Origin of the sequence: Pseudomonas sp. 28 E 9 (assembly GCF_900004785.1) — a bacterium.
GTDB lineage: Bacteria > Pseudomonadota > Gammaproteobacteria > Pseudomonadales > Pseudomonadaceae > Aquipseudomonas > Aquipseudomonas orientalis_A.
Window position 1 is genome coordinate 56,588 of sequence record NZ_CVTK01000041.1, and the last position, 26,639, is coordinate 83,226.

Annotated in this window: 26 protein-coding genes; 10 read left to right on the forward strand and 16 right to left on the reverse strand. The window is 62.8% G+C overall.

The window, feature by feature from the left end; all coding sequences use genetic code 11:
• Positions 1-263: 263 nt before the first annotated feature.
• The 7 genes from BFQ00_RS10220 to BFQ00_RS10250 all read right to left on the reverse strand — a co-directional run bounded on the left by BFQ00_RS10220 (position 264) and on the right by BFQ00_RS10250 (position 6,391).
• Positions 264-1,046 carry a MetQ/NlpA family ABC transporter substrate-binding protein gene (locus tag BFQ00_RS10220; protein WP_065933436.1) on the reverse strand — a complete coding sequence of 261 codons (783 nt, stop codon included), beginning with the start codon at positions 1,044-1,046 and terminating at the stop codon, positions 264-266.
• A 106-nt stretch (positions 1,047-1,152) separates the two neighbouring features.
• A complete protein-coding gene (locus tag BFQ00_RS10225) occupies positions 1,153-2,079 on the reverse strand; it encodes a sigma 54-interacting transcriptional regulator (protein WP_065933437.1) in 927 nt (308 codons plus the stop codon).
• Positions 2,080-2,126: 47 nt separating this feature from the next.
• Positions 2,127-2,708 (reverse strand): alpha/beta hydrolase, encoded by a 582-nt coding sequence (locus BFQ00_RS10230; protein WP_065884672.1) that lies wholly within the window; start codon positions 2,706-2,708, stop codon positions 2,127-2,129.
• Positions 2,709-3,337: 629 nt separating this feature from the next.
• Positions 3,338-3,739 carry an ExbD/TolR family protein gene (locus tag BFQ00_RS10235; RefSeq protein ID WP_065893820.1) on the reverse strand — a complete coding sequence of 134 codons (402 nt, stop codon included), beginning with the start codon at positions 3,737-3,739 and terminating at the stop codon, positions 3,338-3,340.
• A 1-nt stretch (position 3,740) separates the two neighbouring features.
• A complete protein-coding gene (locus BFQ00_RS10240) occupies positions 3,741-4,460 on the reverse strand; it encodes a MotA/TolQ/ExbB proton channel family protein (protein ID WP_065933438.1) in 720 nt (239 codons plus the stop codon).
• Between the two features lie 28 nt (positions 4,461-4,488).
• Complete coding sequence (locus tag BFQ00_RS10245; protein ID WP_065933439.1) at positions 4,489-5,301, reverse strand: energy transducer TonB; 813 nt, start codon at positions 5,299-5,301, stop codon at positions 4,489-4,491.
• Positions 5,302-5,524: 223 nt separating this feature from the next.
• Positions 5,525-6,391, reverse strand: a complete 867-nt coding sequence (locus BFQ00_RS10250) for a LysR family transcriptional regulator (protein ID WP_065893823.1) — start codon at positions 6,389-6,391, stop codon at positions 5,525-5,527.
• A gap of 102 nt (positions 6,392-6,493) precedes the next feature.
• Between BFQ00_RS10250 and BFQ00_RS10255 the strand changes: the two genes are divergently transcribed.
• A complete protein-coding gene (locus tag BFQ00_RS10255; protein WP_065933440.1) occupies positions 6,494-7,681 on the forward strand; it encodes a CynX/NimT family MFS transporter in 1,188 nt (395 codons plus the stop codon).
• Here BFQ00_RS10255 and BFQ00_RS10260 read toward each other — a convergent pair.
• Complete coding sequence (locus tag BFQ00_RS10260; protein ID WP_065933441.1) at positions 7,652-9,976, reverse strand: TonB-dependent receptor; 2,325 nt, start codon at positions 9,974-9,976, stop codon at positions 7,652-7,654. The genes BFQ00_RS10255 and BFQ00_RS10260 overlap by 30 nt on opposite strands.
• Before the next feature lie 155 nt (positions 9,977-10,131).
• Between BFQ00_RS10260 and BFQ00_RS10265 the strand changes: the two genes are divergently transcribed.
• Both BFQ00_RS10265 and BFQ00_RS10270 read left to right on the forward strand, forming a co-directional pair.
• Entirely contained in the window at positions 10,132-11,076 is a 945-nt protein-coding gene (locus tag BFQ00_RS10265) for a LysR family transcriptional regulator (protein ID WP_065933442.1), read from the forward strand.
• Between the two features lie 192 nt (positions 11,077-11,268).
• Entirely contained in the window at positions 11,269-12,876 is a 1,608-nt protein-coding gene (locus BFQ00_RS10270; RefSeq protein ID WP_065933443.1) for an alkaline phosphatase family protein, read from the forward strand.
• Positions 12,877-12,999: 123 nt separating this feature from the next.
• Here the strand turns inward: BFQ00_RS10270 and BFQ00_RS10275 are convergent, their stop codons facing one another.
• Positions 13,000-13,905, reverse strand: coding sequence for a TauD/TfdA dioxygenase family protein (locus tag BFQ00_RS10275; protein WP_065884684.1), 906 nt, complete (start codon positions 13,903-13,905; stop codon positions 13,000-13,002).
• Positions 13,906-14,086: 181 nt separating this feature from the next.
• Between BFQ00_RS10275 and BFQ00_RS10280 the strand changes: the two genes are divergently transcribed.
• Entirely contained in the window at positions 14,087-15,007 is a 921-nt protein-coding gene (locus BFQ00_RS10280; RefSeq protein WP_065933444.1) for a LysR family transcriptional regulator, read from the forward strand.
• A 123-nt stretch (positions 15,008-15,130) separates the two neighbouring features.
• Here BFQ00_RS10280 and BFQ00_RS10285 read toward each other — a convergent pair whose 3' ends face one another.
• On the reverse strand, positions 15,131-16,132 hold the full coding sequence (locus tag BFQ00_RS10285) for an ABC transporter substrate-binding protein (RefSeq protein ID WP_065933445.1): 1,002 nt from the start codon (positions 16,130-16,132) through the stop codon (positions 15,131-15,133).
• A gap of 277 nt (positions 16,133-16,409) precedes the next feature.
• Here BFQ00_RS10285 and BFQ00_RS10290 point away from each other — a divergent pair, with 277 nt between their 5' ends.
• Positions 16,410-17,984, forward strand: coding sequence for an ABC transporter permease (locus BFQ00_RS10290; protein ID WP_065933446.1), 1,575 nt, complete (start codon positions 16,410-16,412; stop codon positions 17,982-17,984).
• Complete coding sequence (locus BFQ00_RS10295; protein ID WP_065933447.1) at positions 17,981-18,796, forward strand: ABC transporter ATP-binding protein; 816 nt, start codon at positions 17,981-17,983, stop codon at positions 18,794-18,796. Before BFQ00_RS10290 ends, BFQ00_RS10295 begins: the two co-directional genes overlap by 4 nt.
• On the opposite strand, the gene BFQ00_RS10300 is transcribed toward BFQ00_RS10295, so the two are convergent.
• Positions 18,783-19,853 carry a fatty acid desaturase gene (locus BFQ00_RS10300; protein WP_065933448.1) on the reverse strand — a complete coding sequence of 357 codons (1,071 nt, stop codon included), beginning with the start codon at positions 19,851-19,853 and terminating at the stop codon, positions 18,783-18,785. The two genes, BFQ00_RS10295 and BFQ00_RS10300, sit on opposite strands and share 14 nt — an antisense overlap.
• A gap of 101 nt (positions 19,854-19,954) precedes the next feature.
• On the opposite strand from BFQ00_RS10300, the gene BFQ00_RS10305 reads away from it, so the two are divergent.
• Complete coding sequence (locus BFQ00_RS10305) at positions 19,955-20,959, forward strand: AraC family transcriptional regulator (RefSeq protein ID WP_065933449.1); 1,005 nt, start codon at positions 19,955-19,957, stop codon at positions 20,957-20,959.
• A gap of 117 nt (positions 20,960-21,076) precedes the next feature.
• On the opposite strand, the gene BFQ00_RS10310 is transcribed toward BFQ00_RS10305, so the two are convergent.
• Positions 21,077-21,442 (reverse strand): response regulator, encoded by a 366-nt coding sequence (locus BFQ00_RS10310; RefSeq protein ID WP_057725354.1) that lies wholly within the window; start codon positions 21,440-21,442, stop codon positions 21,077-21,079.
• A gap of 100 nt (positions 21,443-21,542) precedes the next feature.
• On the opposite strand from BFQ00_RS10310, the gene BFQ00_RS10315 reads away from it, so the two are divergent.
• Together BFQ00_RS10315 and uraH are read left to right on the forward strand one after the other, a co-directional pair.
• Positions 21,543-22,016, forward strand: a complete 474-nt coding sequence (locus BFQ00_RS10315) for a GlcG/HbpS family heme-binding protein (protein ID WP_065933450.1) — start codon at positions 21,543-21,545, stop codon at positions 22,014-22,016.
• Positions 22,017-22,044: 28 nt separating this feature from the next.
• Positions 22,045-22,455 (forward strand): hydroxyisourate hydrolase, encoded by a 411-nt coding sequence (gene uraH, locus BFQ00_RS10320; protein ID WP_065933451.1) that lies wholly within the window; start codon positions 22,045-22,047, stop codon positions 22,453-22,455.
• Here uraH and BFQ00_RS10325 read toward each other — a convergent pair.
• Positions 22,450-23,136: a Crp/Fnr family transcriptional regulator gene (locus BFQ00_RS10325; protein WP_065933452.1), complete on the reverse strand. Its 687-nt coding sequence runs from the start codon at positions 23,134-23,136 to the stop codon at positions 22,450-22,452. The two genes, uraH and BFQ00_RS10325, sit on opposite strands and share 6 nt — an antisense overlap.
• Before the next feature lie 83 nt (positions 23,137-23,219).
• Between BFQ00_RS10325 and BFQ00_RS10330 the strand changes: the two genes are divergently transcribed.
• Positions 23,220-23,747, forward strand: coding sequence for an Mpo1 family 2-hydroxy fatty acid dioxygenase (locus BFQ00_RS10330; RefSeq protein WP_065933453.1), 528 nt, complete (start codon positions 23,220-23,222; stop codon positions 23,745-23,747).
• A gap of 113 nt (positions 23,748-23,860) precedes the next feature.
• Here BFQ00_RS10330 and BFQ00_RS10335 read toward each other — a convergent pair whose 3' ends face one another.
• The 3 genes from BFQ00_RS10335 to cysT are packed head-to-tail and all read right to left on the reverse strand — an operon-like array spanning position 23,861 to position 26,549.
• Positions 23,861-24,841 carry a sulfate/molybdate ABC transporter ATP-binding protein gene (locus BFQ00_RS10335; RefSeq protein ID WP_057725349.1) on the reverse strand — a complete coding sequence of 327 codons (981 nt, stop codon included), beginning with the start codon at positions 24,839-24,841 and terminating at the stop codon, positions 23,861-23,863.
• A 3-nt stretch (positions 24,842-24,844) separates the two neighbouring features.
• Positions 24,845-25,717 (reverse strand): sulfate ABC transporter permease subunit CysW, encoded by an 873-nt coding sequence (gene cysW, locus BFQ00_RS10340; RefSeq protein WP_065883110.1) that lies wholly within the window; start codon positions 25,715-25,717, stop codon positions 24,845-24,847.
• A gap of 13 nt (positions 25,718-25,730) precedes the next feature.
• Positions 25,731-26,549 carry a sulfate ABC transporter permease subunit CysT gene (gene cysT, locus BFQ00_RS10345; protein WP_065883112.1) on the reverse strand — a complete coding sequence of 273 codons (819 nt, stop codon included), beginning with the start codon at positions 26,547-26,549 and terminating at the stop codon, positions 25,731-25,733.
• Between the last annotated feature and the right edge of the window lie 90 nt (positions 26,550-26,639).

Sequence of the window (26,639 nt, forward strand, 5' to 3'; positions counted from 1 at the left end):
TGCCGAGTGGTGGGGCAAGAGCCCTTTGCTTACTTTGGGGCTTTTCCAAAGTGAGCCGCCGTCAGGGCGGAACCCTAAGTGGCCGTTACCTAAAGAATGGATATGTACTCGATCTGATCCTACATCCTGGTCTACCCAGAGGCCGCCATCGGGGGCAAGCCCCCTCCCACATTTCTGGTTGGGTCACAAATCTCCGGCACAAAAAAACGCCGACGCTGTAATAGCCGCCGGCGTTGAAACCTTGAAGGGGGTTTTGGCTTACATCAGAACGCCGGCACGACCGCGCCGTTGTACTTCTTCTCGATGAAGGCTTTGACTTCCGGGCTGGTCAGCGCCTTGGACAGTTTCTGGATAGCGTCGCTGTCCTTGTTGTCCGGGCGAGCGACCAGGAAGTTCACGTAGGGCGACTTGGCGTCTTCGATGATCAGCGCATCCTTGGCCGGATTCAGGCCGGCTTCCAGCGCGTAGTTGGTGTTGATCACGTCCAGGTCAACCTGGTCGAGTACGCGCGGTAGCAAAGCCGATTCCAGCTCCTTGAATTTGAGGTTTTTCGGGTTGTCCTTGATGTCCTTCGGCGTGGACAACGCGTTGGTCGGGTCTTTCAGGGTAATCAGACCGTTCTTTTGCAGCAGCAACAGGGCGCGGCCGCTGTTGGAGCCTTCGTTCGGGATGGCCACGGTGGCGCCATCTTTGAGCTCGGAAATATTCTTGATCTTTTTCGAGTAACCGCCGATGGGCTCGACGTGCACGCCGACCACAGTCACCAGGTTGGTGCCCTTACCTTTGTTGAAGTTTTCCAGGTACGGCAGGGTCTGGAAGTAATTGGCATCCAGGCGTTTTTCGGCAACCTGCGTATTGGGTTGTACGTAGTCGGTAAAGACTTTGATTTCCAGGTCCACGCCCTCTTTGGCCAGGGTCGGCTTGATCAGCTCGAGGATCTCCGCATGCGGGATCGGAGTGGCGGCCACCACCAGTTTCTCGTTGGCCTGGGCGAAGCTGGCAGTCAGGGCAGCCGCCAGTGCGGTAAACAACAGAACCTTTTTCATGCAATGTCCTTCTAACGACCGTTTTCATGTGAGGTGCCAGCGAAGTGCTATCGCGGCGTGGAGTGGACAATACCTAGATTTTTTATTCCCGAACAATATCTTTTATTCACGTTGATATTCCATTTTGCTCATACAGGAATTTTCGCAGCGTCTCCTGTTCCGCAGGGCTGGCGCTCGCGAAAATCCGCTGCACCTGCTCCAACGGCGAGCCGGCGCTGGGCAAGTTCAGGTGCTCGGGCAGAATTTCATCGCCGCTGCTCACCAACAGCGCAAAGTGAATGACGTTTTCCAGCTCGCGGGTGTTGCCCGGCCAGCTGTGATGCTCCAGCACGCGCTGGGCGGCGTCGCTGATCAGCGGCACCGGCAGGTCCAGGCGCTGGCTGTAGATGCCCAGGAAGTATTCGGCCAGGGACAGGATGTCGCCGACCCGCTCGCGCAGCGCCGGCAGGTCCAATTGACCTTCGCTCAAATAATGGAACAGGCGCTCATGAAACTTGCCCGCCGCCACGGCCTGGGCCAGGTCGATGCTGGTGGCGGCCACCAGGCGCACGTCCACCGGGCTCGGCTGCTGGGCGCCGACGCGGGTGACTTCGTGGTTTTCCAGGGCGGCGAGCAATTTGACCTGGATCGGCAACGGCAAGTCGCCGATTTCATCCAGGTACAAAGTGCCGCCATTGGCCGAACCGAACCAGCCGGCGCGGCTGCTGGCGGCACCACTGTAGCTACCGGCGGTGTAGCCGAACAATTCGGCGTCGGCGTAAGTCGGGCTGATCGCGCCGCAATTGACCGAGACAAACAAGCCGGTGCGATCACTGCCACGGTGGATATGCCGCGCCAGCAGCTCCTTGCCGCTCCCCGTCTCGCCATGAATCAACACCGGCAACGCACGCGGTGCCAGATTTTCCAGGTCTTCGCGCAGCTGCCGCGAACGTGGGTCGACGAACACCAACGCCTTGGCGCGGATGCTCAGCGGGCTTTTTTCGGCGTCGGGGAAGGTCAGCAACGGCTGGCCGTAGGTTTCATGCAGACTCATGGCAGGCTCCCGCCCCATCCACTCAAGGGACGGGGCGTTGAAATATTTTATGCGCGGCGTCGCGCGTGATGCTCGAGGCGACTTTGCAGGCGATAGAGGTAGGCGAATCCCTGTTCCCAGCGCTGGTGGCCGGACTTCACATTGATATGCCCGGCGCCCGACAATATGCCGGCTTCAGCCCCCCAATGACGCGCCAACTCCAATGCCCGTGGCGCACTGACGGCACTGTCGTTGTCGGAGCTGACCACCTGGCTGGGAAACGGCAACAGGTCGGTAGGAATCGGCGCAAAGTTGCGCAGGGCGGGGGCACAGGCCGGACGTTCGACATCCGCCGGCGCCACCAGCAAGGCACCGCGTACCTGACGCAGGAACTGCACAGGCGCGGTGGCCGCCCAGTGCGCCACGGTGATGCAACCCAGGCTATGGGCGATCAGGATCACCGGCGTGCTGTCGGCGGCGATGGCCTCCGCCAACGCGGCCACCCAATCTTCGCGGCGCGGGGTCAGCCAATCGTCCTGCTCCACGCGCGCACTGTTGGGCAGGCTGTTCTGCCAGTGACTTTGCCAATGTTCTTCTGGCGATCCTTGCCAACCCGGCACGATCAGGTAACGAATCGACTCGCTGTGCATGGGTGTGCCCTCCTGCAGCGTTTAACGTTACTGACCAGTATAGGGATGCGGTTTATATTCGTTAAGGAATAAGAAGCTATTTATTAATAACCAAAATCTCAATCCCGCATGCGGTCAAACTGTGGGAGGGGGCTTGCCCCCGATAGCCATAAGTATCTACACAACTCAGCAGCGCCCAACCGTAACCACGATGCAAAGCGAGTCGCTCTTGATCTGCTTGTGATCCCAGGCGCCCCGTTAAACCACGCTGGCCGAACGCAGGCTTGAATCCGTGGGCAACCCGGCAGGACGCCGGGTTAGCCGCACTGGGCCATGGATGGCCCATTGCGGCGGCCCACGGATTCAAGCCGGAGAGAGGGCACACCGAGCCTAAGCGAGGTGCCGAGTGGTGGGGCAAGAGCGTTTTGCTTACTTTTGCGCTTTTCAAAAGTGAGCCGCTGTAAAAGCGGAACCCTAAGTGGCCGTTACCTAAATAATGGATATGTACTCGGTCTGATCCAAGATACTGGCCAGCCCAGAGGCCCCATCGGGGGCAAGCCCCCTCCCACATTTACCTCATCGGCCATACATAAAAAAAGGCCGCACCCTGCCAAGGAAACGGCCCAAAAATCGTCGAGGCTGTTGTGCAACTAACGTGCGGTTATCACCGACAGCTTGGTTATCCCCGCGCGCTCGATAGACGCCATGGCTCGCGCCACTTCGCCGTAGTTCACTCCATCGTCAGCCTGCAGTTGCACCCGCACATCGGGGTCCTTGGCCTTGGCCGCCTGCAGGTTGAATTCCAGCAGGTCCGGCTGGATTTCGTCCTTGTTGATAAACAGCTTGCCGGCACCGTCGATGCTCACCACCAACGGGTCTTTCTGCTCGACCGGGGCCACGGCCTCGGTCTTGGGCAGGTTGATCGGGATCGAGTTGGTCAGCAGCGGCGCGGTGACGATAAACACCACCAGCAGCACCAGCATCACGTCCACCAGCGGCGTGACGTTGATCTCGCTCAGCACCTCATCACTGTCTTGCGTGGAAAAGGCCATCTCAGGACGCCTCCTTCACTTTCTGCGGGTTGCCGACGCTGGCTTTGTTCAGCGCCGGATGCAGCAGCACACGGAAGGCGTTCTTTTGCGCCAGGCTGTAGAAGTCGTGGGCAAAGTCGTCAAGGTCGGCAGCCGTCAGCTTCAGGCGGCGTAGGAAATAGTTGTAGACCAGCACCGCCGGCACCGCGACGGCAATCCCCACCCCCGTCGCGACCAGCGCCGCACCGATGGGCCCCGCCACGGTTTCCAGGCTGGCTGAACCGGCGGCGCTGATACCCTTGAGCGCCTCCATGATGCCCCACACGGTGCCGAACAGGCCGATAAACGGCGAGGTACTGCCGATACTGGCGACCACCGCCAGGCCGGTTTCCAGGGAGCGGCGCTCGCGCACGATTTGCTGGCGCAAGGCCCGCTCGAGGCGGTCCTGGTGATTGATGGCCTGGCTCAGGTCAGCCGCGTGCGGGGTATCGCCAACCTGGATCGCGGCATACCCGGCCCGGGCCACCCGGGCCGCCGCACCCGGCTGGGTGTCGGCCAACTCGGCGGCGGCGTCGAGGCTCGATGCGGCCCAGAACTGTTTATGAAACTTGCGATCCTGGGCCTTGAGACGCCCGAACTGCACGCCCTTCAACAATGCCAAGCCCCAGGTGGCGACTGAAAAGACCACCAGCAACCAGATCACCGCGCTTTCGATGGATTCAAGTGGAGATGCCAAAGCCATGATGTTTTCCCTCTGTGCCGCTGAATAATTAATGAATCTTGAAATCGATCGGTACGCTGACCCAGCCGTCCTGGGCCACTTCACCCTGCTTGGCCGGCACGAAGCTCCAACGCTTCACGGCAGCCAATGCGGCGTCATCGAGTTGCTGGCGACCGCTGCTTTTCTGCAGTTGGATCTCACCGGGTTTGCCGCTGGCCAATACGTGTACCCGCAGCAATACGGTGCCTTCCCAACCACGCCGCTGAGCCAGTGACGGGTATTCCGGCGCCGGATTTTTCAAGTACGCGGCGTTGGCCGAAGCGGGCGTTACCGGTGCCGGCGCTGGTGGTGCAACCTGTGCCGGGGGCGCCGGTACAGGTGGCGCGGGCGGTTGTTCGACGGCCTTGGGTGCCGGCTTGGGCTCAGGTTTGGGCACAGGCTTGGGCTTGGGCTTGGGCTTTACCAGCGGTTTCGGCGGCGCCGGCTTGGCGGCCAACTCATCCACCACCGGCGGCGGTGGCTCGACCACGGGAGGTGGCGGTGGTACTGACGGCGGCGGTTCAACCACCGGCGGCGCCGGCCGGGAAAACTCGATGGTCATCGGCGGGATTTCCGGCGGCACCACCGGCAGCACCGGGGTGGGCTTCTGGCTCACCCAATAGATCACCGCGCCGTGCAAGGCCAGCACCAACAAGCCCAACAAAACGCCTTCGCGCCGGCTGGAAAACCGCTTGGGGGTCTGCTGCAGGCGCAACTGCCCCAACGGCGCGCGGTGCGGCCGGCCAAGGTCGACCAACTCACCGCTCGGTGCCAGGCGCCCTTGCGCCTCAGTGGCACGGGCGGCGGTCTGGACATTGCCCATTGATTCACTCCCTACGATTTTCAAACCTAAAAACCGACGGGCCTGCGTGGCAGGCCGTCCAGGGTTGAATCATCGGGCTAGGTGCTTATCTCTTAAAGTAATCTTTAAAGTTATGCTTATGCCTAATTTGAATAAATAAAACTGACTCATACGCCAAAGCCACGGTCTGCGCGGCCTGGCGCCGAGGTGGCGTTTTTCAATGCGTTTCAGGCATGCAAAATATTCAGTAGAGGCATGGCCCAACAGGGCTGTTGGCGCACAAATCGAACAGTTCAGCCTGTAAGCACTGCCCTGCCGCACTCAGGCCGCTGCGGGCATACAACGCCAGGCGCACGCCTTGCACCACGGGCAAACCGCTCTCTGCGCCCAGCACCACATGCCCGGCCTGCACCACCCGCAGCGGCAACAGACTCACGCCCAACCCCGCCGCCACGGCCGAACACACGCTGGCCAGGCTCGCGCTGGAATAGCCGATACGCCAGCGCCAGCCGCCCACTTCAAGGTGGTGCAGCATTTCATTGCGGTACAGGCCGCCCACGGGAAACGCCACCAGCGGCAACGGGTCGCGCCCCAGGCACGGCGTGCTGCGGCTGTCCACCCAGCACAGCGGCTCGGGCCACGAGGCCAGGCAGTCATCGCTGCTGCCCATCTGCTTGACTAGCAACACGTCGAACTCACCGCTGCGGTATTGGCGCTGCAGCTCGGGGCCCAGGCCGCTGGTGACCTCCAGGCGCACCCGTGGATAGGCCAGCACAAACGCCGAGAGCAACGGCATCAACCGCTGCGCCGCGAAATCCTCCGGCACACCCAGGCGCAACACGCCGTCGCTTTGCTGGTTGATCAACACATCGGCGGCTTCTTCATGCAGCGCCAGGATGCGTCGCGCATAGCCCAGCAAGCGCTCGCCTTCGGCAGTGGCGACGACACGGCGTTGATCGCGGTCCAGCAACTGGCACGCCACGGCATCTTCCAGGCGGCGGATCTGCTGGCTGACGGTGGATTGGGTCAAGTGCAGGCGCTCGGCGGCGCGGGTGAAGTTGCCGCAATCCACCACGGCGACAAAGCTGCGCAGTAATACGGGATCGAACATGATCATTCTCTTTGCCACTGGTTGGCATGGTTATATTTAATTTCAGAATACCCGGGGCGCTGGCCATACTCACGCCACATTTACCGGGTGCACAGGCGCTGCATGACCCTTAATAAGTCCTTTGCAGGCTGGTGCCTGCTGGTAGTGCTCGGCCTCAACCTGCGGCCGATCCTCAGTTCCATCAGCCCGTTGCTCGGCGAAATTCGCCAGGCCACCGGCCTGAGCTTCCAGAGCAGCGCCCTGCTGACCAGCCTGCCGGTGATCTGCATGGGGTTGGTGGCGCTGGTGGGCGTGCGGGTGGAAGCGCGGCTCGGTGAACGGCGCGGTATCGCCCTGGGCCTGGTGATGATTCTGCTGGCGTGCCTGGCGCGCTGGCTGATGGGTCAGGCGTCGGCGCTGCTGGTCACCGCGTTGCTCGGTGGTGCGGGCGTGGCGCTGATCCAGGCGCTGGTGCCGGCGATGATCAAGCGCGAGTTTCATCAGCGCGTACCGGTGGCGATGGGCGTTTATTCGGCCTCACTGATGGCCGGCGGCGGCCTGGCGGCGTTGCTCAGCCCGGTGGTGGCGACGCACTTCCAGCAGTGGCAGGCCGGGTTGGGTGTGTGGCTGTTGCCGGCGCTCGCAGCCTTGTTGCTATGGACGTGGCTGCCGCTGGGCGCCGCCAGGAATCCACACGTGGCGCCCGCCTTCAAGGGGCTGCGCAACCGTCGCGCGTGGTTGCTTGCGCTGTATTTCGGCCTGGTCAATTGCGGCTATATGAGCATGGTGGCCTGGCTGCCCGCCTACTACCAGCAACTGGGGTGGGGCGTGCTGCCCAGCGGCTCGCTGCTGGCCTTCATGACCATTTTCCAGGTGATCGCCGCGCTGCTGATGCCGGTGCTGGCGCAACGCGGCATCGACCGCCGCCCGCTGCTCGGCATCAGCCTGGTGGCGCAAACCCTCGGCTACCTCGGCCTGATCATCGCGCCGCAGGCCTTTCCCCACGTCTGGGTAGCCCTGTGCGGCTTCGGCCTGGGCGCGTGCTTCGCCCTGAGCCTGCTGCTGACCCTCGACCATCACCGCGACCCGCGCCAGGCCGGGCAACTGGCCGCCTTCGTCCAGGGCGTGGGCTTTTTGATCAACGCCGTTTCGCCGTGGCTGACCGGTTGGCTGCGCGAACTGACCGGCAACTTTGTCAGCGCCTGGATCGTGCTGACACTGACCGTGCTGGCGATGCTGCTGGTGACGCGGGTGTTCAGTCCGGCCACCTATCGCAGTGACCTAGAAGTCGTAGCGCCCGGTCACGCCTAGGGTACGCGGGGCGCCCAGCAGGCCTTCGTATCCGCCGTTGCCGCCGGTCCACAGGGTGGTGTAGTAGGTTTTGTCGAAGGCGTTTTTCAGCCACAGCGACACGTCCCACTGCCCCTGTTGGTAATTGCCGCGCAGGCCGGTGGAGAGGTTGACCAGCGCATAGGCCGGGATCTGCCCGTAGTCGGAATCTTCCACGGTGCCCACCGCCTTGGAGCGGAACGCATAACTGGCGGTGACGTAGGGTTCAAAGCCGTTATCCAGGTTCCACTTGTACTCGCCGTTGGCGTTGGCGATCCATTTCGACGCGCCCACCACCTGGTGGCCGGTGAGGTCGCAGGACGTCGGTGCGCCGGGGCGCAGGCTGACTTCCGGCGGGCATGGTGCGTCCTTGTAAGACAGGTAACTGACGTCGTTGAAGGAGCCGTTGAGGTTCAGCGTCAGGCCCTTGATCGGCACCAGCGTACTTTCCACTTCCACCCCCCGCGAGCGCACGGAGCCGGCGTTGGTGAGGTACTGCACACGGTTGTCCTGGTCGTAGGCGTTGGTCTGGTAGCCATTGACCTGGGTCCAGAACAGGTTGGCGTTGAGTTGCAGGCGGCGATTCCACAACGTGCTCTTGAAACCCAACTCGGCATTGTTGGCGCGCTCGGTGCCGATCAACAGCGAGTCGGCCCCCGCCGTCGGCGCCGAGCCCACCGCCAGGTTGACGCCGCCGGACTTCTCGCCGTGTGACAGCGTGGCGTAGCCCAGCAGGTTGTCATTGAAGTGGTAACTGAGGTTGAGCAGCCCCGACGGGGTCGCGCTGTATTGCGTCAGGTCACCCGAGTCATACGCCCCGGTACGCCCGCGTCGCGCCGTGGCTGCGGCGCCGCTGACCGCAGCGCCGCCCAGCGGCGCATTGCGTGTCACCCAGGCACTTTTTTCTTCATAGGTGCCGCGCAGGCCGGCGGTGAAGTCCAGGCGTTCGGTCAGGTGCCAGGTGCCTTGGGCGAACAGCGCAAAACTGTCGGTGCGGATATGCCCGTTGCCGATGCTGCTTACGTTGTTCAACGCACCGCTCGGCGTCCCGTTCCAAATATCCGCCTGGGGACCGTAATAGGCGAAGGACTTGTTATCCAGGTCAGAGCCGAAGTAGTAGGCGCCGAGCACGTAATCGAAAAACCCGCCCTGGGGTGAAGCCAGGCGAAATTCCTGGGACCACTGCTTGTCCTCCACCGATACGCCGGCGTTATACGAGGCCGGCACGTTAAGACCGTCATCGTTGCGCGGGGTGAAATTCCACCAGCGATAGGCACTGACCGACGTCAGGGTGAAATCGCTCGGCAAGGTCCAGTTGGCCTCCAGCGAGGTGCCGCCCTGGAACACGGTGACGTGCTGGTCGTTGTCCAGGTTGACCTTGCGGTGGGTGCCATCGACCAGGGTCGCACCCGCGGCGTTGGCCCGGGACTGATAGAGGTTGGTGCCGTTGATGGTCGGCCCGGTGCTGTAGAGCACACGTGTACCGGCGCTGGAATCCTCCTCGTTGTAGTCGCCGATCCAGCGCAGGTTGAAGGCCTCATTGGGCTTGTACAGCAGTTGCCCGCGAAAGCCCTGGCGCGAACCGCCATTGAGGTCGTGCCCGTCATGTTCATTCTTGATGTCGCCGTCGCTGCGCGTGCGATAGGCCGAAAAGCGTCCGGCCAATTCATCGGTAAGCGGCCCGGAAATCGTGCCCTTGGTCTGGAAATAACCGTCCTCGCCCAACGAGGTTTCGATGCTGCGCTCCGGGGTGAAACTCGGCGCGCGGGTGCTGATATTGATCACCCCCGCCGTGGTGTTCTTGCCGAACAGGGTGCCCTGCGGGCCGCGCAATACCTCAAGCTGCTCGATGTCCATCAGGTCGAACACCGCCATGCCGGGGCGCCCGAGATAGACGTTGTCGATATACAACCCCACGCTGCCCTCCAGGCCGTCGCTGGCCGGGTTGTTGCCCAGGCCGCGAATCGACACGCTGGACTGGCGCGCATGCATATAGGCGACGTTGACGCTGGGCACCAGCTGCTGCAGGTCCTGAATCCGATACACCCGCTGGCTCTCCAGCGCCTGGCCGCCGATCACGCTCATGGGCGTCGGTACCGCCTGGGCGCTTTCGGTGCGCCGCCGCGCGGTGACCGTGACGGTTTCCAACTGGCCACTGGCGCTCTCGCCTGCCGGAGCCGGCTCGGCAGCATGACTGGGGGTCCAACTGGCACTGCCCGCCAGCAGCATCGCCAGCGGCAGGCGCTTGAAGGGTACAACGGGCTTGAACAGACTCATGGGCGGCTCCGGAACCCAGGAATACCCAGCAAGGCATATTCCTTAAGGTTATTTATTTATGGTTTTAAGAACATTTACTGCATAAGAGATAGCCTTTATAAGGAGTCGACCTAATGCATAGCCAATGCATTTCCCGGATATTTTTGATGTGAAAAATGCATATCGACCTGCGCCAACTTCGCCACTTCATCGCCCTCGCCGAACAGCGCAGTTTCGTCGCGGCGGCGTTGACGGTGAACCTGTCGCAATCGGCCTTCAGCCGCAGCATCCAGGCGCTGGAACACAGCACCGGCTGCCAGTTGGTCGACCGTGGGCGCAAAGACCTGGCGCCGACCAAACAAGGCCAGGTGCTGCTCGAACATGCCCGGCGCCTGGTCAGCGGCGCGCAGCAACTGGCCAATGAGATCAGCCAGTTCAACGGCCTCGAGGCCGGCGAGTTGCGCTTCGGTTGCGGCCCGGCGCCGGCCGGTGGCTTGATCCCCCGCGCCATCGGCAGTTTTATCGGGCGCTACCCCAAGGCACGCGTGCAGTTCCAGGTGGACGACTGGGAAAGCCTGAGCAAACGCCTGCTCAGTGAAGAGTTCGAGTTTTTCGTCGCCGACACCCGCCACTTCGAAGCCAACCCCGACTACCACACCCACCGCCTGCGCCCGCGCCGCTGGTATTTCTGCTGCCGCATCGGACACCCCCTCGCCACACACGACAGCGTCAGCCCCGCCGAACTGATGACCTACCCGCTGGCCGTGACCATCCGCCCGCCGAACCTGCGCAAAGTCATCGTCGACCTCAGCGGCCGACCGGATTACCAGCCCAACGTCGAATGCGAAAACGGCTACAGCCTGCTGGGCGTGGTACTGCGCTCGGACGCCATCGGCATCGTCAGCGCCAACAGCGACGTGCTGCACATGGCCCGGGGCGAGTTGCTGTGTTTGAAGATCGCGGGGCTGGATGAAAACCTGGAGGAGCGTTACACCCGCTACGGGATTGTCAGCCGTGCGGGGTATCGGCTGTCGCCGTTGGCGGAGGCGATGATTGAGCAGATCAAGGAAGTGGATGAGCTGGATGAAGATAGTTATACGCTTGAGAATATCGCGGTCTGAACCGACGCCATCGGGGGCAAGCCCCCTCCCACATCTGGAATGCATTTCAAGTGTGGGAGGGGGCTTGCCTGCGAAAGCGCCGGTAGCAACACCCATGCATTCATTGCATGAAACCCAGTCCCCAAATGCACTTGCCAGCGCCCCACCCAAACAGCGAAAAAACCTCACCTATCTTCCATCCGGTGAGCCTCCATGTCCCAACCCCAACCCGTACGCAACGTGCTCTACATCATGTGCGACCAACTGCGCCGCGATTACCTGTCGTGCTACGGCCACGCCCATTTGCACACCCCGAACATCGACCGCCTCGCCGCAGCCGGCGTGCGTTTCAGCCGCGCCTACACCCAGGGCACCATCTGCGGTCCGTCGCGGATGTCGGCCTACACCGGGCGCTATGTCAGCAGCCACCAGGTGGCGTGGAATGCGGTGCCGCTGCCCCTGGAAGAGCTGACCATTGGCGACTACCTGCGCCCCCACGGCATCCGCACCGCGCTGGTGGGCAAGACCCACGCCACGCCAAACCTGGACGCCCTGCAGCGCTTGAATATCGACCCTGTAAGCGCCCAGGCCGAGGTGCTGAACGAAGTGGGCTTCGACACCTATTTCCGCCACGACGGCATCTACCCCGACAGCCCGCTGTTCGAGGACAAACGCGAGTCCGCGCCCTACACCCATTACCTGCGCGAGCAAGGCTACAACGGCAGCAACCCGTGGCATGAATGGGCCAATGCCGCGCAAGGTGAAAACGGCGAAGTGCTCAGCGGCTGGCATATGCGCAACGCCGGGTTGCCGGCGCGGGTTGCCGAGCAGCACTCGGAAACCGTCTACACCACCGACCGCGCCATCGACTTTATCCAGGAGCAGGCCGAACAACCCTGGTGCCTGCACCTGTCCTATATCAAGCCGCACTGGCCCTATATCGCCCCGGCGCCGTACCACGCGCTGTATGGTGCCGAGCATATCCAGGCGCCGATTCAACCGGCGCACACCAGCGATCACCCGGTGTACCAGGCGTTTCGTCAACACCAGGAGAGCCTGAACTTCTCCCGCGACGAGGTGCGGCTCACGGTGATTCCAACCTACATGGGGCTGATCAAACAGATCGACGACCAGCTCGGGCGGCTGTTCGATTTCCTGCAAAGCAACGGGCGCTGGGATGACACGCTGATCGTGTTCACCAGCGACCATGGCGACTTCCTCGGCGATCACTTCCTCGGTGAAAAGGAATTCCTGCTGGAGCCTGCCGTGGGCATTCCCCTGATCGTGCGCGACCCGCGTGCCAGTGCCGATATCAGCCGTGGCTCGGTGGACGCGCGCCTGGTGGAGACCATCGACGCACTGCCGACCTTCCTCGACGCCCTGGGCCTGCCCGCCGCCGAGCACCGCCTGGAAGGCCGCTCGCTGATCCCGCTGCTGCACGGTGAACCGATCCCTTGGCGCCACTATGCGATTGCCGAGTACGACTACGCCTTCCAGGCCCCCGCCCGCGAGCGTCTGGGCCAGCCGATCGACCGTTGCCGCATGACCATGGTGCGCAGCGAGCGCTGGAAATACCTGGCCTATGACGGCTTCCGCCCGCAGCTGTTCGACCTGCACAACGACCCGCAGGAAGTACACGACCTGGGCGCCGACCCGGCCTATGCCGACGTGCGCGAGGTGCATGTGGGTTATCTGTTCGACTGGCTGCGCGGGTTGAAACGGCGAACCACCATCAGCCACACCGAGATCGAAGTGCGTGGCCAATGGTTTCGCTACGGTGAGCCGGAGGCGGAGAAGGTGGTGCAGATTGGCGTCTGGTAGAACGACACAGGTCTGAATGTGGGAGGGGGCTTGCCCCCGATGGCGGTGTGTCAGCCACTGAAAGGTTGAATGACACTCAGCTATCGGGGGCAAGCCCCCTCCCACATTTGGATTTGTGTTTGCTTAGCGGCCTTTGGTGGTCTTGCTGGATTGCCCGTGCACACCCACCGGCACATCGCCCTTGAGCGTCACCCGGCGCACGATACGCTCCTGGGTGCCATAGTCATCCACCGCGTAATGCTGGGTCGCGCGGTTATCCCAGATCGCCACGTCGCCGCTGTTCCAGCGCCAGCGCACGGTGTTTTCCAGGCGGGTGACGTGGCTTTGCAACAGGTTGAACAGTTGTGTCGAGTCGGCCTGGGAATAGCCCTTGAGGCGCTTGACGAAGTGCCCCAGCAGCAAGGTTTTCTCACCGCTGACCGGGTGCACGCGCACCACCGGATGCTCGGTTTCGTACACCGTCGAGGTGAACACCTTGCGGTATTCCTCAAGCCTCTCCACCGCCACATCCGGCTTGAGCGCGGCGTAGTCGTACTCGTTGCTGTGGATCGCCCAGAGGTTATCCGCCAGGGCGCGCAGCTCGACGCTGAGGTCGTTGTAGGCCGCCGAGGTGTTGGCCCATACGGTGTCGCCACCGGATGCGGGCGCCAGCACCGAACGCAGGATAGAGGCTTTGGGGTAGGCATCGACGAAGGTCACGTCGGTGTGCCAGGAGTTGGCGCGCTGGCCGCGCGTGCCGTCCAGTTCCATCAGGAAACGCGTGCCGTCACGCACCGGCACGGTCGGGTGGGCAATCGGTTCGCCGAGCAGGTGGGCAAAGGCTTCCTGGCTCTGGTCGTCGAGGTGGGACTGTTCGCGAAAGAAGATCACCTTGTACTGCACCAGCGCTTGCTGGATGGCGTCGACAGTGGCGGCATCGAGATGACCGGACAGTTTGATGCCACGGATCTCGGCGCCGATGCGGCCGGCGACCGGATGAATGTCCAGTGCCTGGGCGATGGGTTGAACAGCTAATGCGGCGTTGCTCATTGTGGTGACCCTCATGTGCCTGCGGATGGTGGAACGCTCGCCGGCAACGCTCTATTCATATGCATTTTAGATCTAGCAAATGAACTAATGCTTCGTTGACGGAATAAGAGCTTGCATTTAAAACCTCAGCTCCGTCGCTCGCAAATGCCTTCGACCTATTTTTCAAATGCCGGGAATGCATATGGATCTGCGTCAACTGCGCTACTTCATTGCCCTCAACGAACACCGCAGTTTCGTACGCGCGGCGGACGCCATGGGCATCACTCAACCGGCGTTCAGCCGCAGTATCCAGGGGCTGGAACAGGAGTTCGGCTGCGTGCTGGTCGACCGTGGCCACAAGGACCTGCGCCCCACACCCGAAGGCCAGGTGGTGTTGCAACACGCCCTGAGCCTGGTGCACGGCGCCGCCTTGCTGAGCAGTGAAGTCACGCGCATGACCAAACTCGATGCCGGGGACCTGCGCTTCGGCTGCGGCCCGGCGCCGGCGGTGAAGCTGGTGCCGGATGCGGTGGCGCGGTTTATCGGCGCGCACCCGAAAATCCGCACCAGTTTCCAGGTGGATAACTGGGAAAAACTCAGCCGTGCCCTGAGCCGCGAGGAGATCGAATTCTTCATTGCCGACATCCGTCAGTTCGAAGCCGACCCGAACTTCCAGACCCGAGCGCTGACCGCCAAGCGCGGCGTGTTTTTCTGCCGCCCGGGGCACCCGCTGCTGGCCAAGGACAGCCTGTCGACCAATGACATGTTCGACTACCCGCTGGCGGCGCCGCTGATCTCCCAGGGCATTCGCAAACTGCTGGCAAACCTGAGCGGGCGCATGGATTTTTCGCCGAGCATCCAGACCGAACACTTCCCGGCGCTGGTGAAAATCGTGCTGCAGTCCAACGCCATCGGCGTGGGCACCGAGGAAGCGTTCGCCGAGGACATCGCCAGCGGCACGCTGGTGCTGCTGCACTGGCGCAACCTGCCGCAGAACATGGAGACCCTGAGTGCGCGGTGCGGGATCGTCAGCCGCACGGGCGCGCGGTTGTCGCCGGCGGCTAAAGCGATGATTGAGATGGTGGTGGAGGTCGACAGGCAGGATATAAGTTTGGCGGTCTGAAGGGCCTCATCGGGGGCAAGCCCCCTCCCACACTGGATTGGGTTCACAAGTTCTGGTGTGTGAATACATTCAAATGTGGGAGGGGGCTTGCCCCCGATAGCTATAGCCCAGGCACCACCAGACTCAAAGCCCCGCCGCCGCCAACCCAGGCGCCACCCAGTCACTCACCTGAAACGAGCGGCGAATCAACTTCTCTCTGGAAGCCAGATCCACAGCATCCTGCAATTTGCCCAGGAACACCGGATCCAGCGTCGCCGGGAAAATCTGGCTGAGTTGCTGGTCCTTCAAATCATTGCTCAGGATCACTGGCGGATAACTGGCCAGCCCCGACACCAGCTCGATGTAGGCCTGTTTGTTGTTGTCATCGGTCAACCATTGCACCGCCTGCTGCTGGGCCTTGAGCAACTTGGCCACCGCGTCGGGATGCCCGTCGACAAACTGTTTGCTGCCCACCAATACCGCCTGGATGCTGCCGGCGCCGTTCAGGTCCTTGGTGGTCAGGGCGATCTCGGCCAGCCCCTTGGCTTGCAGCGCCGTGAGGTTGGAGCCGCCCCAGGTCGCGTCGATCTGCTTGGCGGCCAACGCCGCACCGGCCGCGTTGTAATCCAGGTTGATGACTTTCAGGTCCTTTTCACTCAGGCCCTGGCTGGCCAATGCGCTGTCGAATGACAATTGGCTGGCCGTGCCGCGAAACACCGCGACGCGCTTGCCCCTGAGGTCGTGCAGGGTCTTGATGCCCGAGCCCGGCACCACGCCCAGGTACTGCTTGATGTCACGCGCGGTAGCGCTGAGCAGACGGGTATCCAGGCCATTGGAACGGCCGATGATGGCCGCCAGGTCGCCGAGATAAGCGAGGTCCACCTGGCCATTGGCGAAGGCTTCGTTGATCACCGGGCCCGCGCCCTTGAAGTAATTCCACTGAATCGTGATGCCCTGGTCGGCAAAGGCCTTTTCGAAGATCTGCTGTTGGCGCAACACATCAGTGATGCCGCCACCGCTGTGTTGGCTCCCGGCGCTGAGGTCGGGCACGGCAATACGGATCTCCTTGAGCTCGGCGGCCTGCACCAGACCCGCCAGCGCGGTAGCGGCGAACAGCGTGATCAGACGTTTGAAGGGCAGTTTCATAAGGGCAGCTCCTGGTGGCGACGGTCGCCTGGGGAGCTGAAAGTAGCCATAGGCAGATAGAAACTTTAAATACTATAAATTCACAATTTAATAACCTTTTGAACTATGCGAGACAAACCGCAGGCTGCAGCGGGCTATGCATAAACAGCATCGAAAATATTCTCCGAATGCATTGGATGCGTGCCGGGCACGGGCTTTAAATGACCTCTCTTATCTCACAATAATCTTGATTACGTTTTTATAAGATCGGAATCACATAACGAAAGGAAGGTCCCCGATGGCCCGGACCGCACGGTTAAGCCCGCCTCTGACAACCCCCACACTGCGCTGGCCGGCGCTCAGCCCCTGGCTGTTACCGCTGACGCTATTAGCGTTGTGGTGGCTGGCCAGCCGCAATCAGTGGATGAGCGAACAAATCCTGCCGCCGCCTGCACTGGTGTGGAGCAGCGCCGTGGAACTGGCGGGCGGCGAGCTGTGGAGCCATCTGGCGATCAGTGTGCAGCGCTTGTTCTGGGGCTTGCTGGCGGGCATCGGCGCCGGTGCGTTGCTCGGCGCCTGGCTGGGCTTCAGCGCGCGCGCCGAGCGCCTGGTGTTTCCCACGTTCAGCGCGCTGGCGCAAGTGCCGACCCTGGCGTGGATCCCGTTGTTCATGGTGTTTTTCGGCATCGGCGAAACCCTGAAACTGGTGGTGCTGGTCAAGGCCATCGTGGTACCCGTGACCTTGCATACGCTGGTCGGCGTGCGCGATGCCCAGCCGCAGTTGCGCGAAGCTGCCCGCGTGCTGCGCCTGCCCACCCATCTGCTGATCCGCCGGCTGATTCTGCCCGCCGCACTGCCGGCGTTCATGGCCGGTGTGCGCCTGGCCCTGGCGGCCGGTTGGACGTCGCTGCTGGCGGTGGAGTTGCTGGCCTCCAGTGAAGGCATCGGCTACCTGATGGTGTGGGCACGCCAGTTGTTCATGCTCGATATTGTCTTTGTGTGCATCGTGGTCATCGGCGTGCTGGGCGTGGTGATGGACCGTGGCGTCGGCTGGCTGGATCGCAAGTGGGTGCACTGGCCGCATCCGGCCACCGCGCACATCCGGCGCGGCCCGCGTTACCAGGGCTGGCAGCGCCTGCAGCCGTGGCTGCTGCCCCTGGGGTTCCTGGCGCTGTGGCAAGTGGCGACGCAGCAGGGCTGGGTCGACGCGAATATCCTGGTGAGCCCATGGACTGTGCTGCAGACCACCGCCACGGGTGTCGTGGATGGCACGCTGTCGGGCGCGCTGGGCAAAAGCCTGGGGCGCACCCTGGGCGGCCTGGCATTGGGCGCCAGCCTGGGGTTTGCCATCGGCTTGTGGCTGGGCTTGTCACCGCGCAGCGAGCGGGTCCTCGGCCCTACCCTGGCCGCCTTGCGCCAGATCGCAATCTTTGCCTGGGTGCCGTTGCTCACGGCCTGGTTTGGCCTGGGGGAATTGGCCAAGTGGGTGTTCATTGGCCTGGCGGCGTTTTTCCCGCTGTTTATCGCCACCCAGCGCAGCGTGTTGAACCTGTCACCGCAATTGAACGAAGCCGCGCAGGTGCTGCGCCTGAACCTGTTCCAACGGCTGCGCCGCCTGATACTGCCGGGCGCGGCACCGGGCATTTTCGCCGGGCTGCGCCTGAGCCTGATCTACGCCTGGCTGGGCACCATCGGCGCGGAATACTTCATGCCGTCCAATGGCGGCATCGGCAGCCTGATGATCGGCGCCCAACAACTGCTGCGCATGGATTTGATCATGAGCGGCATGCTGCTGGTCGGCCTCACCGGCGCCACCCTCAACCTTATCGGCCAACGCCTTGAAAGCCGCGTCACCGGCTGGAGACACGCATGAACGCACCGATTGTCAGCTTCAACCATGTGGGCAAGTCCTTCGATGTGGATGGCGTCGAGCTGGAAGCCATCCGCGAATTCAACCTGGAGATTGCCGAGGGCGAATTTGTGGCGATTGTCGGTTCGAGCGGCTGCGGCAAGTCCACGCTTTTACGCTTGCTGGTGGGGCTGGATACGCAGTTTCGCGGGCAGATTCGGGTCGATGGCAAAGCCGTGAGCGGCATCGGCAGCGAACGCGGCATCGTGTTCCAGGAACACCGCTTGTTCCCCTGGCTGACGGTGGCGCAGAACATCGGCCTGGGCCTGGTCAATGAGCCCTTGAGCGAGGCTGAGCGCAGCCGACGCATTGGCGACTTTATCGAACTGGTGGGCCTTACCGACTTCACCCGCGCCTATCCCCACCAACTGTCCGGCGGCATGGCGCAACGGGTGGCCATCGCTCGTGGCCTGGTGGCCAGCCCACGGATTCTGCTGCTGGACGAGCCGTTCGGCGCGCTGGATGCGCTGACCCGCCAGCAGATGCAGGACGAACTATTGGCGATTCGCGCCCGCGCCAAAATCACTACGGTGCTGGTGACCCACGATGTGGAAGAGGCGATTTTCCTCGCCGACCGCGTGGTGGTGATGGAGCCCCGGCCCGGGCGGATCAAGCAGGTGGTCGAGATCGCCCTGCCCCATCCGCGCCAGCGCAGCAGTTTCGAGTTCCACCAACTGCGCGAAGAGCTGCTGCATGAACTGATCAGCGACGATCACTACCAGCCACCGGTGCGCGAACAGATTCGCGACCTGCCGCTGGCATTCATTGCTTGCTGAACGCAAGGTCGCTGTCCGGTTGCTCTTCGCGTTCAAACCGATTGGCCCGCGCAAAGGTGCCGAAATCATTGAAGCGCACGCCCATCTCGGCCATGACCTTGTGCGCCACCCTGACCGTCATCTGGCGGATATAGAACGGCTCCTTCACCACGAAATGGTGGATGCCGTGGGTGCTGCCGAAATTGAAACAGAACGCCTGCAACGGCCACATCCACCAGGGGTTGAGCACCTGGGTCTGCTGGATCACATTGCCCGGTTCCACATCGCCGTAGTAATGCATGTTGGAACTGACGAAGTGCAGGCAAAAGGTGCGCAGCACGTTGGGGCCGATGATCACTACCGCCGCGATATCGATCACCTGCATCATCTGCAGCGTCCCGGCTGACCAGTCGATGGGCGCGCCCACCAGGCCGGCGATGCCGTTGGCGGCATGAAAGCCGAGGAAGATGTACCACGCGCCCCAATGCAGCAGCGCCAGCGGTGCGTACACCAGCAACACGCGTTTGAGGATGCTGAACCTGTGCGGCCAGGTCCTGGCGCGCAACAGGCGGATCACGGCGGACATCATGTTGTCGCCCACCATCAGCAACCGCGCGATGCCCCAGGGCTCGCCGTTGGTGATGGCACGCTCTTCCATATCGGCCTCGGTGCCGGAGACCTTGTGATGATTGAGGTGCAGGTGCCGGCGAATCCACGGGTTGATCGTGCTCGGCCGCGCCAGCCACACCAGGCCCATCATCAGGTTGTGGGGCACGCGCTGCTTGCGAAAGTACATGCTGTGGATCAGGTCGTGTTCCAGCTCATGGGTGAGTGAGGCAAAGAACGCATTGAGCAGCAGGCATACCCACCAGGCCATGTGGCCGCTGATATACAGCGCCGCCGAACCCAGCATGCCGACCCACGCGAACGCCAGGATGCCCGCGCCCAGCACGTCCTGATGCAGCAGCCAGGGGTGCCGCTGGCGCAGGCGCGCGCCCTCGGCCAACACCACTTCGCGGATATGCGCCGAACGCTGTTGCGCGTTCATCTGCTGGGGACTTGCACAAGTACCGTCCATGCTTCCATTCTCTTGTGGAGTGATGCCTGCATCCTGCACCCAACCCTGGCGCAGGCCGCTAGCTCCGCACGCCAACCTGTTGACCGCAAGCGCCAATCGCCATGACTGAACCGACTTCCCTCGCCAGCTGGACCCGCGCCCTGCGCAAGCAGCTCGAGGCCCTGGGCCTGGACAGCGCCGCGCTGTGCCTTGAGGCCGGGCTCGATCCGCTGCTGATGGAGGACCCGAACGCACGCTACCCGTTGTCGGCCACCACGCGCCTGTGGGCACTGGCGGTGCAGGCCAGTGGCGATCCGGCGATTGGCTTGCGGGTGTCGCGGTTTGTCAGCCCCACGACCTTTCATGCATTGGGTTACGCGCTGGTGGCCAGCGGCAGTTTGCGCGAAGTGTTCGAACGTATCGTGCGTTATCACCAGGTGGTCAGTGATGCCCTGAGCCTGGAGTTGAGCCGACACGGCGACTGCTACCGTTTTCGCCTGCTGCAACCCGAAGGCAGCCCGGCGCCGGCGCTGGAAGCCATCGATGCGTTTGCGGCGATCTATGTGCGCACCTGCCGCAATCGCCTGGGGCGCGACTACGCACCGCTGGCGGTTTACCTGCAGCGCCCGGAACCGGTCGACCCCGCGCCCTGGCACACGGTGTTTCGCGCGCCGGTGTTCTTTGGCGCCGAGGAAGACCGCCTGGAGTTCGCCGCCCAGGACTTCGACAGCCACCTGGACGACGCCAACCCGGAGTTGGCCGAACACAATGAAACCGTGCTCAAGCGCACACTGGCGCAACTGCAGCCGCTGACCTGGGAGCGCAAGGTGCGCGCCGCCATCGAGGCGCAACTGCCCGACGGCGAACCCGGCGCGGAGCGGATCGCCCAGGCGTTGCATTTGAGTCTGCGCAGCCTGCAGCGGCACCTGGCGGATGAAGGTTGTCGGTTTGACGCGTTGCTCAATGAATGCCGGCAGAACCTGGCGCTGTTGCACCTGCGCGACCCGCAGTGTTCATTGGCCGAGATCAGTCACTTGCTGGGGTTTGCCGATACCAGCAGTTTCAACCGGGCGTTCAAGCGCTGGACGGGGATGACGCCGGGGCAGTTCAGGGATGGGTTGCGGTAGGGAGATTTGCAGGGGTTGTGAGGGCCTCATCGGGGGCAAGCCCCCTCCCACACTTTGAAGGTATTCACAGTCCAAATGTGAGAGGGGGCTTGCCCCCGATAGCGGTGCCACTGGCAATCACCGCCCCCGATCCCGCCGCAACAACTTCCTCACCCGCGCCACCAACACCTTGGCGTCAAACGGCTTGAGCAAGTAATCGTCTTCATGCAATTCCAACCCACGCAGCCGATCTTCAATCCCATCAGGCGTGGTCAGGAACAGCACCGGCGTTTCTCCGCGCTGGCGAATCGCCTGCTGCAACTTCCACGCATTCAGGCCCGGCAGCATCACGTCCAGGATCACCAGGTCGTACTCGGTGCTTTCCACAAAGCGCTGCGCCGCCATGCCGTTGGCCGCCACTTCCACGCCGAAACCCGCTTCGCTCAGGCCCTGGGCCATGCGTTGCGCCAGTTGCGGCTGGTCTTCCACTAACAACACCTGCATGCCTTACCTCTGGGTTTGATTACAAACCTGTCATCAAATTGTGCGGCTTTTGACCACGTCCACTGGCTACCGTGACGGCCTGCCTTCTGGAGCCCTCACCATGTTTCGCACTGCCTTGTTCCTGAGCCTCGCCGTGGCGACTGCCGCCCAGGCCACGCCGCAACTGCCACGCCACGCCGAGCTGGATCTGCGCACCGCGCGCCAATTGGCCGATGCCGGCCTGACGCACTGCACCGCCGCGCTGACCGTGCTCGACCGTGGCGGCAACCTGTTGCTGAGCCTGCGCGCCGACGGCGTCGGCCCACACAACAGCCTCGCCAGCCAGCGCAAGGCCTACACGGCGTTATCGAGCAAAACCCCAACCCGGCTGTTCGCCGAGCGCGCGCGCAACAACCCCGAGGCCGCCAACCTTAACAGCTTGCCCGAGTTGCTGTTGCTCGGCGGTGGCGTGCCGCTGTTCGCCGACGCCGAGCTGGTCGGCGCACTGGGCATCGCCGGTGCCGGCGGCGCCGCGCAGGACGAAGCCTGCGCCGTACAGGCCGCCGAGCAACTGGGCCTGAAAATCACCCCTTGATACCACCTCTGTCAAAAAGGACTTCACGATGAAAACCCTCAGCATGACCCTCGCCGCCCTCAGCCTGAGCGGCCTGTGCAACCTGGCCATGGCCGCCGGCAACCCGCTGAGCGTGCATGTGCTCAACCTGGAAAACGGCCTGCCGAGCGCCGGCGTCAACGTCACCCTGGAACAGCATGTGGGCGACCAATGGCAATCGCTGTCCCAGGGCGTGACCAACGAACAGGGGCGCATCGCCGAACTGTTTCCCGCTGATCGCAGCATGAAACCGGGCGAGTACCGCGTGGTGTTCAAGACCGGCGACTATTACAAGAAGGCCAACCGCGAAACCTTCTTCCCCGAAGTGCCGGTGATTTTCCAGGTCAAGCAGGCTGATCAGCACTACCACATCCCGCTGCTGCTCAGCCCTTACGGCTTCTCCACCTATCGCGGTTCATAGGCCGGCAGCCAGCCGCAGGCCATTGAGGTCGAGAATCTCGATGGCCCCGTAGCTCAGGCCGAGCACGCCCTGTTGCTCCAGTGCCCTGAGCAGGCTGTTGGTGGTCTGGCGCGACAGGCCGAGCATCGCCGCCAGGTCTTCCTGAGGCAGTTGCAACACCCGGCGCGCCTGCGTTCGCTCACCGTAGCCCTGAGCAATCATCAGCAGCCGATGGGCCAGCCGCGCCGACGCGGGCATCAGGCTCATCTGTTCGATATTGATCAACGACAGGCGCAGCTTGTGGCTCATCAACAGGGCCACATCGCGCCAATACGCCGGATGCCGCTCGAGCATGCCGAGCATCGCCGCCTGCGGCACCTGCGCCAGCGTGCAAGGGCCCGTGGCGAGCGCATCGTGGGTGCGCGGCAGGTTGTCGAACAGGCAGATCTCGCCAAACCAGTGAGGCGTCTCCACCAGGCTCAGCACCGCTTCCTTGCCCTGGGCATTCACCGCGCTGATGCGCACCGTCCCTTCGAGCACCGCATACAGGCCACACGGCGGATCGCCGCGCTTGAACAGAAACTGCCCCGCCGTCAGCGTGCGCACCCGCGCCGCCGCCAGCAGGCTATGCTGCAAGTCTGCAGGCAGATGGCCAAACCAGTGGCCGCCGGCCAGGTGCGCGTGCCATTTGCCTGTGTCCATGGGAACTCCGAAGATTGTCGCCCAGTTGACAGTTAGGTGCCGACTGACAGGGCATGATCAAACATCCTACAGGAGGAACAACAATGAAAAGCCTCGTCGACCACCTCAGTCAATACGCCGCCTACCACCGCGACCCACGCAATATCGCCAGCCATTTCATCGGTATTCCCCTGATTGTGGTGGCGGTGGCCGTGCTGCTGTCACGCCCCGAATGGACGGTGGGCGCGCTGTGGGTTTCCCCGGCGGTGCTGCTGGCGCTGTTTTCGGCATGGTTTTACCTGCGCCTGGAACTGGCCCTGGGAATCTTGATGACGCTGCTGATGGGCTTGTCGGTATGGGCCGGGCACGTGCTGGCGGCGCAGAGCACGACGGTGTGGTTGAGCAGCGGTATCGGGATGTTTGTGGTGGGCTGGGTGATTCAGTTTGTCGGGCATTACTACGAAGGCCGGAAGCCGGCGTTCGTGGATGATGTATCCGGGCTGATCGTGGGGCCGCTGTTTGTGGTGGCGGAGCTGGCGTTTGTACTGGGGTTGCGCCAGGCGCTGAAGCAGCAGATTGAGCAGCGCTCTGGCCCGGTGACACGCCGCGATCTCAAACCCAGCGGGATCTAAATGTGGGAGGGGGCTTGCCCCCGATGGCGGTGGATCAGTCAGCATATTTGTGACTGACACACCGCTATCGGGGGCAAGCCCCCTCCCACATTGGTCCCGTTTTCACATTTAGCTCAGGCTTTTTGCCAGACCTTGGGTTTGAAGAACAGGGTCTCGCCACGGGTCAGGCCGGTCAGGCTGTCATGGTCCTTCACCACTTCGGCTTCGATCAGCTCGGGCTGGCCTTCGACCTTCAGGGTCACGCGAGTAGTCGCACCCAGCGGCCGGATGTCCCGTACCTCAGCTGCGTGGTGATCTTCAAGCTCATGCCGTGACAGCGACACCTCGTGCGGGCGGAACAGCAGGTGTTTGTCCTCGCCCAGGTGCAAGCGGTTGGAGTCGCCCAGGAAGTGGTACACAAAGTCGCTGGCCGGGTTTTCGTAGACGTCGCCCGGTGAGCCGATCTGCTCGATCACGCCCTTGTTCATCACCACGATACGGTCGGCGACTTCCATGGCCTCTTCCTGGTCGTGGGTCACGAACACCGAGGTCAGGTTGATATCTTCATGCAGGCGCGCCAGCCAGCGGCGCAGCTCTTTGCGCACCTTGGCATCGAGGGCGCCGAAGGGTTCGTCCAGCAGCAGCACCTTGGGCTCCACCGCCAGGGCGCGGGCCAGGGCGATACGCTGGCGCTGGCCGCCGGAGAGTTGTTCCGGGTAACGGTCAGACAGCCAGTCGAGCTGCACCATGTTCAGCAACTCGTGAACCTTGCTCGCGATCTGGCTTTCGGTGGGGCGCTGGTTTTTCGGCTTCATGCGCAGGCCGAAAGCGACGTTGTCGAACACGGTCATGTGGCGGAACAGCGCGTAGTGCTGGAACACAAAGCCCACGTTGCGATCACGCACATCGTGACCGGAGACGTCCTCGCCGTGGAACACGATGCTGCCGGCGTCCGGGGTTTCCAGGCCTGCGATGATGCGCAGCAAGGTGGTCTTGCCGCAGCCGGACGGGCCCAGCAACGCCACCAGCTCGCCACTCTGGATATCCAGGTTGATGCTGTCCAGGGCCTTGAAGGCGTTGAAGTTCTTGCTGACATTACGGACTTCGATCGACATGACTTATTCCTCACCGGCGCTGTTGCGCAGGCGGTTGATTCGGTTCTCGCTCCACTGCTTGAGCAGCAGGATGAAGAGCGCCAGGATCAGCAACAGGCTGGCCACCGCGAAGGCGGCGACGTGGTTGTATTCGTTGTAGAGAATCTCGACATGCAGCGGCAGCGTGTTGGTCACGCCGCGGATATGGCCGGACACCACCGACACCGCGCCGAACTCACCCATGGCCCGCGCCGTGCAGAGCACCACGCCGTAGATCAGGCCCCACTTGATGTTCGGGACGGTGACATGCCAGAACATCTGCCAGCCATTGGCACCGAGCAGGCGCGCGGCTTCTTCTTCCTGGGTGCCCTGCTCCTGCATCAGCGGGATCAGCTCACGGGCCACGAACGGCACGGTGACGAAGATGGTCGCCAGCACGATGCCGGGCAAGGCGAACACAATCTGGATGTCGTGGTCCTGCAACCAGGGGCCGAAGAAGCCCTGGGCGCCGAACATCAGCACGTAGACCAGGCCAGCGATCACCGGGGACACCGAGAACGGCAGGTCGATCAGCGTCACCAGGATGCTTTTGCCACGGAATGAATATTTGCTCACGCACCACGCGGCGCTGACGCCAAACACCAGGTTGAGCGGCACCGAGATCACCACGGCGATCACCGTGAGTTTCAGCGCCGACAGCGCATCCGGTTCAAGGATCGCGGTGAAGAACGCGCCGAGGCCATTCTTCAGGCCCTGGGACACTACGATCAGCAGCGGCAGCAGGAGGAACAGGGCAAACACCAGCCAGCCAAGGCCGATCAGGACGCGTCGCGAGGTCGCGCTGCCACGCCGGGCGGCGTTGGCCGAGGACGCGGCGGATATAGACGATTGGGACATGTTCCGCGCCTCCTTATGGACGTTCGATGCGCCGCTGCAACAAGTTGATCAGCAGCAGCAGGACAAAGGAAACCACCAGCATCAGCACCCCGATAGAGGTGGCGCCACGGTAGTCGTACTGGTCGAGTTTGACCATGATCAGCAACGGCAGGATTTCGGTTTTCATCGGCATGTTGCCGGCGATGAAAATCACCGAGCCGTACTCACCGACGCCCCGGGCGAACGCCAGCGCGAAACCGGTCAGCCAGGCCGGCAACAGAGCCGGCACGAGGATATGGCGGAACACTTGCAATGGCTTGGCGCCCAGGCAGGCGGCGGCTTCTTCGACTTCCCGGGGGATATCGGCCAGTACCGGCTGCACCGTGCGCACCACGAACGGCAAGGTCACGAAGGTCAGCGCCAGGGTGATACCCAGCGGCGTATAGGCGATCTTGAAACCCAGGTCGGCGGCGAACTGGCCCACCAGGCCGTTGGGTGCATACAGCGCGGTCAGCGCGATACCGGCCACGGCGGTGGGCAAGGCGAACGGCAGGTCGATCATCGCATCGATGACCTTGCGGCCGGGGAAGGTATAGCGCACCAGCACCCAGGCCAGCAGCGTGCCGATCACGCCGTTGATCAGTGCGGCGTACAGCGCGGTGCTGAAGCTCAATTTCAACGCCGCCAACACGCGCGGTGCGGAGATGATGGCCCAGAACTGATCCCAGGTGAGTTGAGCGGCGTGTACAAACATCGCCGCCAGGGGGATGAGTACGATCAGGCTGAGGTACACCACGGTGTAGCCCAGCGTCAGCCCGAAGCCGGGTATGACGGGGGAAATACGACGCGACATAAGAGTCCTTGGTTAAGGGAACAGACATGCAAAACCCGCAAACGAATGCGGGCTCTCCTGACCCCTGTAGGAGCGAGCTTGCTCGCGAAG

What these genes read in the sequence shown, in the direction of transcription:
- BFQ00_RS10240 (WP_065933438.1), bottom strand. Translation starts at nt 4,460, where the DNA reads ATGGCTTTGGCATCTCCACTTGAATCCATCGAAAGCGCGGTGATCTGG.
- uraH (WP_065933451.1), top strand. Translation starts at nt 22,045, where the DNA reads ATGAAAACCCTCAGCATGACCCTCGCCGCCCTCAGCCTGAGCGGCCTG.
- BFQ00_RS10225 (WP_065933437.1), bottom strand. Translation starts at nt 2,079, where the DNA reads ATGAGTCTGCATGAAACCTACGGCCAGCCGTTGCTGACCTTCCCCGAC.
- BFQ00_RS10245 (WP_065933439.1), bottom strand. Translation starts at nt 5,301, where the DNA reads ATGGGCAATGTCCAGACCGCCGCCCGTGCCACTGAGGCGCAAGGGCGC.
- BFQ00_RS10265 (WP_065933442.1), top strand. Translation starts at nt 10,132, where the DNA reads ATGCATATCGACCTGCGCCAACTTCGCCACTTCATCGCCCTCGCCGAA.
- BFQ00_RS10285 (WP_065933445.1), bottom strand. Translation starts at nt 16,132, where the DNA reads ATGAAACTGCCCTTCAAACGTCTGATCACGCTGTTCGCCGCTACCGCG.
- BFQ00_RS10330 (WP_065933453.1), top strand. Translation starts at nt 23,220, where the DNA reads ATGAAAAGCCTCGTCGACCACCTCAGTCAATACGCCGCCTACCACCGC.
- BFQ00_RS10255 (WP_065933440.1), top strand. Translation starts at nt 6,494, where the DNA reads ATGACCCTTAATAAGTCCTTTGCAGGCTGGTGCCTGCTGGTAGTGCTC.
- BFQ00_RS10260 (WP_065933441.1), bottom strand. Translation starts at nt 9,976, where the DNA reads ATGAGTCTGTTCAAGCCCGTTGTACCCTTCAAGCGCCTGCCGCTGGCG.
- BFQ00_RS10335 (WP_057725349.1), bottom strand. Translation starts at nt 24,841, where the DNA reads ATGTCGATCGAAGTCCGTAATGTCAGCAAGAACTTCAACGCCTTCAAG.
- BFQ00_RS10315 (WP_065933450.1), top strand. Translation starts at nt 21,543, where the DNA reads ATGTTTCGCACTGCCTTGTTCCTGAGCCTCGCCGTGGCGACTGCCGCC.
- BFQ00_RS10230 (WP_065884672.1), bottom strand. Translation starts at nt 2,708, where the DNA reads ATGCACAGCGAGTCGATTCGTTACCTGATCGTGCCGGGTTGGCAAGGA.
- BFQ00_RS10270 (WP_065933443.1), top strand. Translation starts at nt 11,269, where the DNA reads ATGTCCCAACCCCAACCCGTACGCAACGTGCTCTACATCATGTGCGAC.
- BFQ00_RS10305 (WP_065933449.1), top strand. Translation starts at nt 19,955, where the DNA reads ATGACTGAACCGACTTCCCTCGCCAGCTGGACCCGCGCCCTGCGCAAG.
- cysW (WP_065883110.1), bottom strand. Translation starts at nt 25,717, where the DNA reads ATGTCCCAATCGTCTATATCCGCCGCGTCCTCGGCCAACGCCGCCCGG.
- BFQ00_RS10250 (WP_065893823.1), bottom strand. Translation starts at nt 6,391, where the DNA reads ATGTTCGATCCCGTATTACTGCGCAGCTTTGTCGCCGTGGTGGATTGC.
- BFQ00_RS10300 (WP_065933448.1), bottom strand. Translation starts at nt 19,853, where the DNA reads ATGGACGGTACTTGTGCAAGTCCCCAGCAGATGAACGCGCAACAGCGT.
- BFQ00_RS10295 (WP_065933447.1), top strand. Translation starts at nt 17,981, where the DNA reads ATGAACGCACCGATTGTCAGCTTCAACCATGTGGGCAAGTCCTTCGAT.
- BFQ00_RS10310 (WP_057725354.1), bottom strand. Translation starts at nt 21,442, where the DNA reads ATGCAGGTGTTGTTAGTGGAAGACCAGCCGCAACTGGCGCAACGCATG.
- cysT (WP_065883112.1), bottom strand. Translation starts at nt 26,549, where the DNA reads ATGTCGCGTCGTATTTCCCCCGTCATACCCGGCTTCGGGCTGACGCTG.
- BFQ00_RS10275 (WP_065884684.1), bottom strand. Translation starts at nt 13,905, where the DNA reads ATGAGCAACGCCGCATTAGCTGTTCAACCCATCGCCCAGGCACTGGAC.
- BFQ00_RS10290 (WP_065933446.1), top strand. Translation starts at nt 16,410, where the DNA reads ATGGCCCGGACCGCACGGTTAAGCCCGCCTCTGACAACCCCCACACTG.
- BFQ00_RS10235 (WP_065893820.1), bottom strand. Translation starts at nt 3,739, where the DNA reads ATGGCCTTTTCCACGCAAGACAGTGATGAGGTGCTGAGCGAGATCAAC.
- BFQ00_RS10325 (WP_065933452.1), bottom strand. Translation starts at nt 23,136, where the DNA reads ATGGACACAGGCAAATGGCACGCGCACCTGGCCGGCGGCCACTGGTTT.
- BFQ00_RS10280 (WP_065933444.1), top strand. Translation starts at nt 14,087, where the DNA reads ATGGATCTGCGTCAACTGCGCTACTTCATTGCCCTCAACGAACACCGC.
- BFQ00_RS10220 (WP_065933436.1), bottom strand. Translation starts at nt 1,046, where the DNA reads ATGAAAAAGGTTCTGTTGTTTACCGCACTGGCGGCTGCCCTGACTGCC.